This window comes from Streptomyces sp. NPDC047017 (genome assembly GCF_040644175.1).
Lineage (GTDB): Bacteria > Actinomycetota > Actinomycetes > Streptomycetales > Streptomycetaceae > Streptomyces.
The window spans coordinates 132,278-144,323 of sequence record NZ_JBEYVW010000013.1; the positions used below are offsets into that span (position 1 = coordinate 132,278).

8 protein-coding genes are annotated in these 12,046 nt (G+C 74.2%); 5 read left to right on the plus strand and 3 right to left on the minus strand.

Going from position 1 to position 12,046, the window contains the following annotated elements:
- Positions 1 to 196 precede the first annotated feature (196 nt).
- The gene (locus ABZ858_RS22265; protein WP_361381174.1) at positions 197 to 1,834 is read left to right on the plus strand and encodes a DUF5691 domain-containing protein; all 1,638 of its coding nucleotides are present in this window, start codon (positions 197 to 199) and stop codon (positions 1,832 to 1,834) included.
- A 731-nt stretch (positions 1,835 to 2,565) separates the two neighbouring features.
- On the opposite strand, the gene ABZ858_RS22270 is transcribed toward ABZ858_RS22265, so the two are convergent.
- Positions 2,566 to 2,982 (minus strand): cobalamin B12-binding domain-containing protein, encoded by a 417-nt coding sequence (locus ABZ858_RS22270; RefSeq protein WP_361381532.1) that lies wholly within the window; start codon positions 2,980 to 2,982, stop codon positions 2,566 to 2,568.
- 557 nt (positions 2,983 to 3,539) lie between these two features.
- On the opposite strand from ABZ858_RS22270, the gene ABZ858_RS22275 reads away from it, so the two are divergent.
- A complete protein-coding gene (locus tag ABZ858_RS22275; RefSeq protein ID WP_361381177.1) occupies positions 3,540 to 4,406 on the plus strand; it encodes an alpha/beta fold hydrolase in 867 nt (288 codons plus the stop codon).
- Positions 4,407 to 4,597: 191 nt separating this feature from the next.
- Complete coding sequence (locus ABZ858_RS22280; protein ID WP_361381180.1) at positions 4,598 to 6,121, plus strand: M23 family metallopeptidase; 1,524 nt, start codon at positions 4,598 to 4,600, stop codon at positions 6,119 to 6,121.
- A 79-nt stretch (positions 6,122 to 6,200) separates the two neighbouring features.
- Here the strand turns inward: ABZ858_RS22280 and pcrA are convergent, their stop codons facing one another.
- Positions 6,201 to 8,696: a DNA helicase PcrA gene (pcrA, locus tag ABZ858_RS22285; RefSeq protein WP_361381183.1), complete on the minus strand. Its 2,496-nt coding sequence runs from the start codon at positions 8,694 to 8,696 to the stop codon at positions 6,201 to 6,203.
- A gap of 326 nt (positions 8,697 to 9,022) precedes the next feature.
- Here pcrA and ABZ858_RS22290 point away from each other — a divergent pair, with 326 nt between their 5' ends.
- Together ABZ858_RS22290 and ABZ858_RS22295 are read left to right on the plus strand one after the other, a co-directional pair.
- Positions 9,023 to 10,177 carry a C40 family peptidase gene (locus ABZ858_RS22290; protein ID WP_361381186.1) on the plus strand — a complete coding sequence of 385 codons (1,155 nt, stop codon included), beginning with the start codon at positions 9,023 to 9,025 and terminating at the stop codon, positions 10,175 to 10,177.
- A gap of 132 nt (positions 10,178 to 10,309) precedes the next feature.
- Positions 10,310 to 11,284, plus strand: coding sequence for a tellurite resistance/C4-dicarboxylate transporter family protein (locus tag ABZ858_RS22295; protein ID WP_361381190.1), 975 nt, complete (start codon positions 10,310 to 10,312; stop codon positions 11,282 to 11,284).
- 77 nt (positions 11,285 to 11,361) lie between these two features.
- Here the strand turns inward: ABZ858_RS22295 and ABZ858_RS22300 are convergent, their stop codons facing one another.
- Positions 11,362 to 11,715, minus strand: a complete 354-nt coding sequence (locus tag ABZ858_RS22300) for a hypothetical protein (protein WP_361381193.1) — start codon at positions 11,713 to 11,715, stop codon at positions 11,362 to 11,364.
- Between the last annotated feature and the right edge of the window lie 331 nt (positions 11,716 to 12,046).

Below are 12,046 nucleotides of genomic sequence, written 5' to 3' on the forward strand. Positions count from 1 at the left end.
TGACGTGGCGGCGAATGGCGGGGCGTCGGCGGCGGAGCGGGAAGCCTCACCCGAAAGGCGCACACCGGCCCCGGCCACCGCTCCTCCGTCCGGGCTTTGTCACCGGATTCACGATTTTCTTCCGTCCCAGGGGAAACCCGGCCCGGGTGACCCTCCGACCCCGCCCGTCAGGCAGCCGGCAACGGAAAGGAAGCTCATGATCAGGACCTCCGTCCCGGTGGAGGCGCCCGCAGCGGGCGTCTGGGAGGAGTTGGTCACCACCGCCCTGCTCGGCACGGACCGCCGTACGCCTCCGGGCACCGTCCCGGGCCACCGTGCTCCGGCGGCCCTGCTGGACGCGGCGGCCGAGCAAACCGTACGGCGGCGGGCCGGGCTGTGCGCCGCCCCGGCGGCCGAGCGCCCGCAGCGGGCCGCCGCCGACCCGCGCCCCGCGCTGCCGACGGCGGCGGCCCGCCGGCTCACCCTGCTGCTGACCGACCGGCCCGGCGCGTCCGGCGGCGGACGCCGGGGCACCGCCCCCGACCTCATGGAGCTGCTCCCCCAGTGGCTCCAGACGGCGAACGCGCGCGGATACGCCGCCCCGCCCGAGGCGCTGCCCGCCCTGCTGGACGCGGCCCGGGGCCGCACGGACCTGCGCCCGGCCGCGCTGGCCTTCGCGGGCCCGCGCGCGCTGTGGCTGGCCCGGCTCAACCCGGACTGGCGGTTCGTCCTGCGGACGGCCCCCGGCGGAGACACCGCGCTGCCCGGCCCCGAGGACACCGAACGGACCCGGCAGCTGTGGGAGGAGGGCCTGTTCGCCGAGCGGGTCGCGCTCCTGGCGGCGATACGGGAGCGCGAGCCCTCGGCCGCGCGCGACCTGCTCGCCACCACCTGGGCAGCCGAGCGGGCCGAGGACCGGCTGATGTTCCTCGACTCACTGCGGGCCGGCCTGGGCCCGGACGACGAACCGTTCCTGGAGCAGGCCCTCGCCGACCGCAGCCGCAACGTACGGGCCACGGCCGCCGAGCTGCTGTCGGCGCTGCCCGGTTCGGCGCTGGCCGCGCGAATGGCGGACCGGGCCGCGGCCTGCGTGGCCGTCGACCACACCCGCGACACCCCGTCGATCGCCGTCGAGGCCCCGCACGAGTGCGACGCGGCCATGGAGCGTGACGGCGTCGTCGCCAAGGCGCCGGCCGGGCGGGGTGAGCGGTCCTGGTGGCTGGGGCAGCTGCTGGAGGCGGCCCCGCTGGGCACCTGGTCCGCGCGGCTGGGCGGGCGCGCACCGCGGGAGATCGTGGCCCTGCCGGTGGCCGACGACTGGCAGGGCGAGCTGCACGCCGCCTGGTGCCGGGCGGCGGTGCGGCAGCGGGACGCACAGTGGGCGCGGGCGCTCCTCGGGGCCCCCGCGGCGCCCGAGGCCGGCGGGCCGGGCGCGGTGTCACTGGCCGAGCGGGCCAAGCTGCTCGGCACGCTGGGCGCCGCCGAGCGGGCCGACTGGGTCGCCGCGTTCATCGCGGCCCATGGACTGTCCGAGGCGTTTCAGCTGCTCGGGGTGTGTGCGGTGCCGTGGGCGCCGCCGCTCGGCCGGGCGGTGGTCGACGCGCTCAACATCGCGCGGGACGCAGGGAGTTACCCATGGAGTTTCAGTGGAGTGATGGGACTGTCCGAGCGGTGTCTGGACCCCGCGGAGGCGAGCCGGTTCGACGGGCTGCTGGCGGTCCCGGACGAGACGGCGGACGCGTCGCCGGGGGCCGGCGGGTACTGGGCGGAGGCGTTCCAGCGCCTGGTGACGACGCTGCGGCTGCGCGCCGCGATGGCCGAGGAACTGACGGAACCGGTCGCCCGCACCGGCTGAATCACGCCCCCCGCCGGGCGGACGGCCTCACCGGACCCCCGTCCGGTTCCCTGCCCGTACGCCCGCCTGCCCGCCGCCTGCCCACGCACCGGACCGCCGTCCAGCATGATGCTCGCCCGGCGGTCGCCTTGCCTGCTTGGCTGCCCACCTGGCCGACGTTCGTCTCGCCTGCCCGCCTGTCCAGCCGCCTGGCTGTCAACTCGCCTGCCCGCCCGGCGTTCGTCTCGCCTGCCCGGCTGCCCACCCGGCCGGCGGACCCCTTGCCTGCCCGGCCGCCGAGCCGCCTGGCTACCGCCTCGCCTGCCCACTCGGCGTTCGTCTCGCCTGCCCGGCTGCCCACCCGGCCGACTGCCGTCTTGCCTGGCCGGCCGTCGAGCCGCCTGGCTACCGCCTCGCCTGCCCACTCGGCGTTCGTCTCGCCTGCCCGGCTGCCCACCCGGCCGACTGCCGTCTTGCCTGGCCGCCCGGCGGTCGCCTTGCCTGCCCGCCTGTCCGCCCGCCCGGCGGTCGGCTCGCCCACCTGGCCCGCTGTCCGGCCCGCTGTTCTCTCGCCTGCCCAGCCCGCTGTCCGCTCGGCGGCCCGCCTGCCCGTCCGGCGGGCCGGCCGGTCGCCCGGTCGACTGGGCCGCCACTTGGGCCTGGGCCGGGGGTTGGGCCTGGACCTGAACCTGGGCCGAGGCACGGGCCCGAGCCAGGGCCTGGACCTGGACCTGGACCTGGACCTGGACCTGTTAAGCCTGGGCCGGCTGGCGGACGTTCGCGCGGACCCAGTCCACGATCGACTGGGTGGTCGCGCCCGGCGTGAAGATCTCGGCGACGCCCTTCTCCTTGAGCGGCGTGATGTCCTCCTCGGGGATGATGCCGCCGCCGAAGAGGACGATGTCCGCGGCGTCGTGCTCCTTGAGCAGGTCGATCACGGCGGCGAACAGCGTGTTGTGCGCGCCGGAGAGGATGGAGAGCCCGATCGCGTCGGCGTCCTCCTGGATCGCGGTGTCGACGATCTGCTCCGGAGTCTGGTGGAGCCCGGTGTAGATGACCTCCATACCGGCGTCGCGCAGCGCCCGCGCGATCACCTTGGCGCCGCGGTCGTGGCCGTCGAGCCCCGGCTTGGCCACCACCACGCGGATCGGACCGGCTGCCACACCCATCACTGCCTCCATGAAGCGACTCCATGGGTCCCCGACGGGACCGACCCCCCGCACCACATCGTCCGGGGAAGTGAACGAACGTTATCCCCAGCATCCCGCAACCCGCGGTTTCACGGTGCGCGGGGAGGGGGAAATCACACAGTGGGACACTCCTCCAGGCCCTTGCGGCACGGGGGATCCGCAGCCCGCGCACCGTGGGACACCGGCGCGGCTCCAGAGCCGCACACCGCCGAGGCGCGCGAAGGACTGCGGGAAGAAGCGTCACGGGAGCCGCGGCAGGGCCGTCGCACCACCACACCGCGGACCACGCGCCGCGGTGGTTCGGCGCACCGGCGCGGGCACGAAGGACACACAGGGCAGGTACGGCACGGCCGCCGCCGGACGCGGCGCCCCACCGGCGAGCAGGCCCGCCGCAGCCGCGGCGCGGTGAGCGCCGCGTACCGGACGACCCGCCCCGCGTACCCCGCTCATGCCCGGCCGGCTGCCCCCGCCGCGACCGCCCACGAGCGCACACGGGGGACAGAGTCGTCCTCCCGCGTGCCGACAGGAGGTCGGCCATGAAGGTCACCAGCGTCGCAGACCCCATCCTTCCGCTCTGTCAGCGCCTGCTCCCCGGCCGAGTCGCGGGGCTGTCCCTGGGCCTGCTGAAGGCGACGGCCCTGGAACTGGCGATCCTCGCCGGGCACGTCCTGCTGTATCCCTCGGGAATCGTCCAGGAGCGCCGGGCCGCCGCCGACCCGCTCCCCGAGCCGGGCGCCGCCGCCCAACTGCCCACCGAGGCCAAGCCGCCGGTGGTGCTGCTGCACGGCTTCATCGACAACCGCTCGGTCTTCGTCCTGCTGCGCCGCAACCTCGCCCAGCACGGCCGCCAGCGCGTGGAGTCCCTCAACTACTCGCCGCTGACCTGCGACATCCGCACCGCGGCCGAGCTGCTCGGCCGGCACATAGAGGAGATCTGCGAGCGCACCGCCAGCGAGCGGGTCGACGTCGTCGGGCACAGCCTCGGCGGGCTGATAGCCCGGTACTACGTGCAGCGGCTCGGCGGTGACCGCCGGATCCGCACCCTGGTCACCCTGGGCACCCCGCACGCCGGCACCCGCGTCGCGCCGCTGGCCAACGCGCACCCGATCGTGCGCCAGATGCGGCCCGGTTCGGAGCTGATCGAGGAGCTGTCCCGCCCGGCGCCGGGCTGCCGTACGTACTTCGTCAGCTTCTGGAGCGACCTCGACCACCTGATGGACCCGCTGGAGTCGGCCTGCGTCGACCACCCCGACCTCCAGGCGGAGAACGTCCGGGTGAGCGGCATCGGCCATCTCGCCATGCCGGTGCACCCCGCCGTCGCGAGCGGCATACGCCAGGCGCTGGACACCGTACGGCCGTCCGACCCGGTGGCGGCGCGCGGCGGCGGGCTCACCGTGGCCTGACATTGACCCATCAGGGTCCGAACTCGCCTCGAACACAGTGCCAAAGCCGGGTCCGCACTGCCCCGAAACCCGGCCGAATGCCCGCTGACCGCGAGCCGGAAACCTGCCGAAGATTGTCGCGCCCGCGTACCGCCGGGTACAGTCACCGCACTGCTCTGGCAGCCACTGTTGTCGAGGCGAAAGAGAAGTCGGTGAACGACCGTCATCCGTCGGGGACCGCGAGTACCCCGGCTCCGGCCTCCGATGCCGCCGCGGCGCCCTACGCGTCGTACGGCGGGCAGGAAGCCGCGTACGGCGACCTCACCACGTACGGCGACCACGACGCCACCAGTTTTCACACCGGCACGCACGGCACGGCGGTCTTCCCCGCCGACCCGCTCTTCGGGGACCTCCCGGCCGCGACCGTCCAGGACACCGGCGCCTACGACACCACCCAGTGGTCCACGGGCAGCCACCAGACCCTGAACTACGACGCGTACGCGGCCCAGCACCACGCCGCCTACGACACCGGCGCCTACGACACCACCGTCTGGGCCGACGGGTACCAGCAACTGTCCGCCGTGCCGCAGCAGTCGGGGCCCGTCGAGACCACCGGCCAGTGGGACACGACCGCCTGGCTCCCGACCGGCGCCCCCGCCGCCGCGGACGGGCACACCCAGCAGTGGGAGTGGGGCACGCAGACCTTCGACACCGGCGCCTACGACGCGACGCAGTGGAACACCGACGGCGGCGAGCAGACCCAGCCGCAGCCCCAGCCGCAGCCGCAGCCGCAGCCGTTCCAGGACGGCACGGCCTCCACCGGTGAACTGCCCGCCGTCGGCCTGCTCGACGAGACCGGCCCCCTCGACGGGATCGGCCCGCTGGAAGAGACCGGTCCGCTCGACGAGACCGGTCCGCTCGACGAGGTCGGTCTCCTGGAAGAGCAGGAGGAGGCGGCCACCCCGGTCCCGGCCCCGCGTGCCGCCTCGCGAGCCGGGGGCCGTTCCCGGCGCCGCTCCCCGGCCAAGCGCTCGGCGCTGCTGACCGTGGCGGTGCCCTCGGCCTGTGTGATGGGGGTCGCCGGGATCGCCGCCGCGACGGTGGGCGGCTTCACCGACGGCGGCACGGACACCTCGGCCTCCGCCGCCGACGCGCACCCCGTGCACCCCTCCACCGCCAACAACAAGCTCGACTCCCAGTTGCAGAGCCTGTCCGCCGGGGCGAACGACTTCGCCGGCCGGGCCAGCCGCACCCAGGAGCGCATCGACCTCAAGGCGCAGCAGGACGCGGAGAAGAAGAAGGCCGCGCAGGAGGCGGCGCGCAAGGAGCGGCTGCGCCCCAAGTTCGTGCTCCCGGTCACGCAGAAGGGGCTCAGCGCCTACTTCGGCCAGGCCGGCGTCAACTGGATGTCCGTGCACACCGGCATCGACTTCCCCGTCTCGTACGGGACGACGGTCATGGCCGCCACCGACGGCACCGTGCGCACCCAGTGGAACAACGCCTACGGCAACATGCTGATCCTCACCGCGAAGGACGGCACGCAGACCTGGTACTGCCACCTCTCCAGGTACCGGGTGCCCTACGGCGCGACCGTCAAAGCCGGGGATCCGATCGCGTACTCCGGCAGCTCCGGCAACTCCACCGGCCCGCACCTGCACTTCGAGGTCCGGCCCGCCGGCGGCGCGCCGATCGACCCGCTGCCGTGGCTGCGCAGCCACGGCCTGGACCCGACGTAGACCACGTCCCGCCGCGGCTCGTCTCCCACCGCACCAGGGGCCCCCGCCTCCTGGACGAGGGCCCGGACGCGCCGCGGGCCTACAGCTTCTCGACCGGCGCGTACCGCAGCAGCAGCCGCTTGGGCTTGGTGTCGCCGAAGTCGATCGTCGCCTCCGCGTTGCCGCCGGTGCCCTTGACCGCGACCACCGTGCCGAGACCGAACTGGTCGTGGGTGACCCGGTCGCCCACGGCGAGGGACACCACCGGCTTGTCCGCGGCGCGGCGCGTGGCGAACCCCGAGGCGCCCGCGGCCGACGAACGCGACCGGGACGACGACAGCGAGGCCGCCACCCCGGAGGCCGGACCGGAGGACACCGGCGCCGAGCCGCCCGTCCGCTTCCAGTCCACGTGCACCGCCGGGATCTCCTCCAGGAAACGGGAGGGCGGGTTGTACGACGGCTGCCCCCACGCGCTGCGCATCGTCGAGCGGGTCAGGTACAGCCGCTCCCGCGCGCGCGTGATGCCGACGTAGGCCAGGCGGCGCTCCTCCTCCAGCTCCTTGACCTGGCCGAGGGCGCGCATGTGCGGGAAGACGCCGTCCTCCATGCCGGTGAGGAAGACCACCGGGAACTCCAGGCCCTTGGCGGTGTGCAGGGTCATCAGCGTGATGACGCCGTCGCCGTCCTCCTCGTCGGGGATCTGGTCGGAGTCCGCGACCAGGGCGACCTGCTCCAGGAAGTCGGACAGGGCGACCGACTCGCCCTCCCCGCGCTCCTGCTCGAACTCCAGGGCGACGGCGGCGAGTTCCTGGAGGTTCTCGATGCGGGTCTCGTCCTGCGGGTCGGTGGAGGACTGCAACTCGGCCAGATAGCCGGTGCGTTCGAGGACGGCCTCCAGGACCGTGGCCGGGCCGGCGCCCGACTCGACGATGGTGCGCAGCTCCTCCATCAGCGTGTTGAAGCGCTTGACGGCGTTCGTGGAGCGCGCGGCCATGCCGTACGCCTCCTCGACGCGGCGCAGCGCCTGCGGGAAGCTGATCTTCTCGCGCTGGGCGAGGGCGTCGATCATCGCCTCGGCGCGCTCGCCGATGCCGCGCTTGGGCACGTTGAGGATGCGGCGCAGCGGGACGGCGTCCTCGGGGTTGGCGAGCACCCGCAGATAGGCCAGGACGTCCCGGACCTCCTTGCGCTCGTAGAAGCGCACTCCGCCGACGACCTTGTAGGGCAGGCCGACGCGGATGAAGATCTCTTCGAAGACACGGGACTGGGCGTTGGTGCGGTAGAAGACGGCGACGTCGCCGGCCTTGGCCTCGCCCGCGTCCGTGAGGCGGTCTATCTCCTCGGCGACGAACTGCGCCTCGTCGTGCTCGGTGTCCGCGACGTACCCGGTGATGCGGGCGCCGGCGCCGGCGTTGGTCCACAGGTTCTTCGGGCGGCGGGACTCGTTGCGCTCGATGACGGCGTTGGCGGCGGTCAGGATGGTCTGCGTGGAGCGGTAGTTCTGCTCCAGCAGGATCGTCGTCGCGTCCGGGTAGTCCTCCTCGAACTGGAGGATGTTGCGGATGGTCGCGCCGCGGAAGGCGTAGATCGACTGGTCGGCGTCACCCACCACGCACAGCTCGGCGGGCGGCACGTCGGCCTCGCCCGGCGGGACGTCCTCGGGGCGCGCGGCGGTGCCGACGAGTTCCCGTACGAGGGCGTACTGGGCGTGGTTGGTGTCCTGGTACTCGTCGACCATGACGTGCCGGAAGCGGCGGCGGTAGTGCTCGGCGACGTCCGGGAAGGCGCGCAGCAGGTTGACCGTCGTCATGATCAGGTCGTCGAAGTCGAGGGCGTTGGCCTCGCGCAGCCGCGACTGGTAGAGCGCGTACGCCTGGGCGAGGGTCTTCTCGAAGCCGTCGGTGGCCTGGGCGGCGAAGTCCTCCTCGTCGATCAGCTCGTTCTTCAGGTTGCTGATCTTGGCGCTGAAGGACTTCGGCGGGTAGCGCTTGGGGTCGAGGTCCAGGTCGCGGCAGACCAGGGCCATCAGCCGCTTGGAGTCGGCGGCGTCGTAGATCGAGAACGAGGACGTGAAACCGAGCCGCTTGCTCTCGCGGCGCAGGATGCGCACGCACGCGCTGTGGAACGTCATCACCCACATCGCGCCCGCGCGCGGGCCGACGAGCTGCTCGACGCGCTCCTTCATCTCACCGGCGGCCTTGTTGGTGAAGGTGATCGCCAGGATCTGGCCGGGGTGGGCGCCGCGCGCGGCCAGCAGGTGGGCGATGCGGTGCGTGAGGACGCGGGTCTTGCCGGAGCCGGCGCCGGCCACGATGAGCAGCGGGGAGCCGGAGTGGACGACGGCCGCGCGCTGGTTCTCGTTGAGCCCGTCCAGGAGGGCGGCCGCGTCGATGACCGGGCGGGGGGCGCCGTCGCGGTAGTAGGCGTCCCTGCCGTGGGCGTGCGGGTCCGGTGGCACGTCGAACTTCCCGCCGAACAGGTCGTCCGGAACGGGCTCCGGAGCGTGCTCGTCCTCGGGCGGTGGCGGTGGTTCCTCCTCGTGGCCGCGCGGGGCATGGAGGTCCGCCAGGAAGCTGTCGTCAAAGAGGCTGCTCATCGCTCTCCGAGTCTAGGGCTCCGCACTGACAACCCGTGTCCGCCCCGGGAACATCGCCGCATCCGCCGGCCGGAGTGTGACCGCGGCGGCCGAGGAGTGCCAGGTCACGGATGCGTATCGGACATATCACGTCCCGGTCTTCACACCAGCCACACGAGTTGGTTACCGTGCCGGTCAACGCCGCCGGGCCGCACGCCGCGTGCCGTACGCCGCGTGCCGTACGTCGCACGCCGTACGTCCGTGCGGACAGGGGCCGCCGGTGTGCGCGGCCCGCGCCGTGCCCGGGCGCCGGCCCGGCAGGCGGACGACGGAAGGAGTCGCCTCCCTTGGCGCCGCACAACCCCCTGGACGGCATGGTCGGGCCGAGCCCCGAAGAGGTCGAACGGAAGATCGAGGAACTGTACCGGCGAACCGATCCGGCGACCGGGAACACCCGGGCCGCCGACCGCCCCGGGAACGCCGACACCACCAAGGACACCAAGGACACCAAGGACACCAAGGACACCAAAGGCAGCAAAGGCACTACGGGCGCCGAGGAGGGCGGGGGCGCCGGGGGCCGGGCCGCCCCGGCGAGGCCGCGCGGGCGGGTCGCCGCACTCCTCGACGACGTCAGGGCATTCGCCGCGATCCCGTCCCGTACCGGGCCCGCCGCCTCCGCCGACCCCGCCGCCCCCCTGCTCGCGGACGCCCCGCCGGGGTACTTCGACCAGGCCCAGCTGATGAGCCGGCTGACCGCACGGCAGAAGCAGCTGTTCGACGAGTACGCGCGGCGGGCCCCGGCCCTACGGCCCGCGCCACGGGAGCTGGCCCGGCCGCAGGGACCGGCGCGGCCGGACGAACGGGCGCGGCCGGAGGGACGGGCACAGCCGGACGAGCGAGCGCGGCCGGAGGGATCGGAGACGCTCGCGGGACCAGAGGCGCTCGCGGGACAGCGGGCACGGGTGGTGCCCGCCGTTCCCACGGCGCCCGCGGCAGCCGCGGCGCCCGCGCTCCCGCCCGCCGCCCCGCCCGTCGAGCCCGCGCACGACATCAGGGCCGCCAAGGCGGCCGTCCAGCGCAAGCTCGCCGACGCCCGCGGGCTGCTCTGCCCGGCCCCCGGGGCGAGCGGGGAGGAGGCCCGCCTCAGCAAGGCGCAGCAGGCCCTCGCGTTCGCCCGCGCGCAGCTCGGCAAACCGTACGTCTGGGGCGCGGCCGGCCCCGGTTCGTACGACTGCTCCGGGCTGACCCGGGCCGCGTGGCGGGCCGCCGGGGTCACGCTCCCGCGCTCCGTGCGCGGCCAGGCGGGCGCGGGCACCGTGCTCCCGCTCGCCGAGGCCCTCCCCGGTGACCTCGTCTTCTTCCACGACGACCTGCGCCACGTCGGTGTCTACGCCGGTGACGGCATCATGATCCACGCCCCGGAGCCCGGCGCCCGCGTCCGCGAGGAACCGGTCCTGCACGCGGGCGGAGCGGCGATCCACAGCGTGGTGCGCCCGGCCTGAACGGCACCAGGCGGCGCGGCGGGCGGGGCGGGCGGGGCGATGGGCGGGGCGGGGTGGCGCGCGCCGACTTTTCGCGTGCGCCCGCGTGCGTGCCCCGCTCGTTCGGCGTGCGCCGCTCTCTAGCATCGGATCATGCCGGTGACCTCGCCCCTGCCCCTGCGCGCCTGGCTGGCGCAGCGTCCGCCCGCAGCCGGGGGCGCCGTGATGGCGAGCGGCATCGTGTCGGTGGGGCTGCACCTTACGGGCTTCGAGCCGCTGTCCCTCGCGGTCCTCGCGGTGGCCTGCCTCGCCTGGCTGGCGCTGGCCGCCGACTTCGTCGTACGGCTGCTGCGGGAGCGGGCGCGCTGGATGTCCGAGGCGGGCACGCCGGGCGCGCTCACCGGGGTCGCCGCCACCACCGTGCTGGGCACACGCTTCTCGGCGCTGGGCGCGCGGACCCTCGCCGAGGCGCTGCTCGCGCTGGCCGTGGTGCTGTGGCCGTGGCTGCTCGTGCGGGTGGTGCGCAACTCCCGGCGGCCGATGCCGGGCGCGGTCTTCCTGTGCTGCGTGGCCACCGAGGGCCTGGCCCTGCTCGGCGCCTCGCTGGCGGCGGCACCGGGCACGGCCTGGCTCGCGCACACGGCGCTGGTGTTCTTCTGGCTCGGCCTCGCGCTCTACCTCTTCGCGCTGTCCCGTTTCGACCTGCGGCACGTCCACGAGGGGCGCGGGGACCACTGGGTGGCGGGCGGGGCGCTGGCGATCTCCGCGGTGGCCGGCGCGAGGCTGATCGCCGCCGCGGCTCCAGGGCGGTATCTGTGGAACGAGGACGACAGCGGCGTACTGCACACCGTGACCCTCGGGCTGCTCGTGCTCGCGCTGTGCTGGTACGCCGTCCTGCTCGTCGCCGAGCTGGTACGCCCCCGGCCCGGCTACGACGTGCGCCGCTGGTCGACCGTGTTCCCCATGGGCATGACGGCCGCGGCGGCGCTGTCCGGCGCCTCCGCGCTGGGCCTCCCGGCGTTCAGCGGGGTCGGCGAGGTGCTGCTGTGGATCGCGGTGGCGGCATGGCTGGCGGTCGCGGTGGGCGCGGTCCTGGACGCGCGCGCCGAACTGCGGGCCGCGCGCTGACGGCGAGGACAGCGAGGACGGCGCTGATCCGGCGTCCCGGCGGCGGGGTCAGCTGCCGGGGCGGCTGCCGGGGCCGCTCAGGTCCACAGCACCGCGATGAAGATGTTCGCCATGGTCAGCAGGCCGACGACGCCGAACATGCCCTTGTCCACCTTCTCGTCGTCGCGCTTGACGTAGACCAGGCCCAGGATCACGATCAGCAGCGCCAGCTTCACACCGATCTTGACGGTGTTGACGGGGTAGTCCTGCGCTTGGTTGAGACCGACCAGGACGATGCCGGTGACCAGCATGGTCAGCGCGCCGTGCAGCATGCCGGGCACGAACCGGGCCGTGCCCCGGCCCATCGCCTTCATCTGGGTGAGGAAACCGCCGAGCAGCGCGGCGATGCCGATGATGTGCAGGCCGACGAAGAGATGGATGAGTACGTCCATGAGGCCGGAGCCTAGCCACCGGCCTCCGCCCCCTCGGACACCGGGCCGCCCGACGAGCGCCTCCCGCCCCCGGTCCCCGCCGGCGCGGACGATGCCCTCATACGCTCGCCCATACGCCCCATAGCACCCTGCCGTCCCGTCCGTCCGGGAACCGCCGCTTCGGTCAGCACGCTGCGTGAATCCGACGCCGCCGCGCCGCCCCCTCGGTCACATGAGGTCACCGACAGCTCCCCTCCTGTCAGTTCCGCACATCGCGTCACCCGTCCGACACGGCGGGACCTAGCGTCCATCCCCAGGTGACCGGCTCCCCACCGCCGCTCCGGCCAGGAGC